Origin of the sequence: Actinospica durhamensis (genome assembly GCF_018139695.1) — a bacterium.
Lineage (GTDB): Bacteria > Actinomycetota > Actinomycetes > Streptomycetales > Catenulisporaceae > Actinospica > Actinospica durhamensis.
Genome location: NZ_JAGSOG010000626.1, coordinates 1 through 895, shown reverse-complemented (window position 1 = coordinate 895; position 895 = coordinate 1). Strand labels below are relative to the sequence as shown.

The 895-nt window shown below is 66.5% G+C and carries 1 protein-coding gene; it reads right to left on the bottom strand.

Annotation, left to right across the window (positions count from 1 at the left end):
* On the bottom strand, positions 1-895 hold an 895-nt coding region (locus KDL01_RS41440; RefSeq protein ID WP_212534198.1), incomplete at both ends, for an FAD-dependent oxidoreductase.

Sequence of the window (895 nt, the reverse complement as noted above, 5' to 3'; positions counted from 1 at the left end):
CGCGTACGCCGGGGGTGTGGATGTAGATCCAGTTGTCGGGGAACCCGTGCTTTTCCGGCACGACCAGGGCCACGGTCAGAAAATCGCGGTAGCGCAGGTCCTTGGCCGCCGCGATCGCCTCCGCGGATGCCGGCGGGTCCATCGCGAGCACCAGCGCCGAAATCGGAGTCGAGGAGATGACGTGGTCCGCGGGGACCTCGCGCGCGCCGTCGGCGGTGCGTACGGTCACGGACGTGGCCCCGGCCTCGGGCGTCCAGGTCACCTTCTCCACGAAGGCCTCGAGCTCGACCGTGCCGCCCTGCTTGCGCACCTTCTCGGTCGCGGTCTCCCACATCATGCCCGGGCCGTACTTCGGGTAGTAGAACTCGTCGATCAGCGACGTGATCTTCTTCGAGCCCTTACCCGGACTGAGCGCGTTCACGATCGCACCGAACAGCGAAAGGTTCTTGATCCGCTGTGCCGCCCAGTCCGCCGGCAGCTCCGAGGCATCGATACCCCACACCTTCTCGGTGTAGGTCTTGAAGAAGATCCGGTACAGCCGCTTGCCGAACCGCGCCGTCACCCAGCCTTCGAGATACTCCTGGTTCTTCGGCGGCCGCACCTTCGCCCACGTATACGAACCGATGCACTTCGCCGCCTCCACCACCCCGAGGCCCTTGAGCGCGTTGCCGGCCTTGAGCGGGTAGTCGAACAGCGTCCCGCGGTAGTGGATCCGGGACATGCGCGGGCGCAGCAGGAAGTCCTCCTCCGGCAGGATCTCGTGCCACAGCTCGTCGACCTGCTTGACCTTCGTGAAGAACCGGTGCCCGCCGATGTCGAACCGCCACCCACCACGCTCCGCGGTCTGCGAGATCCCACCCACCACGCCCTCCGACTCGAAGACGCTCGCCGGATA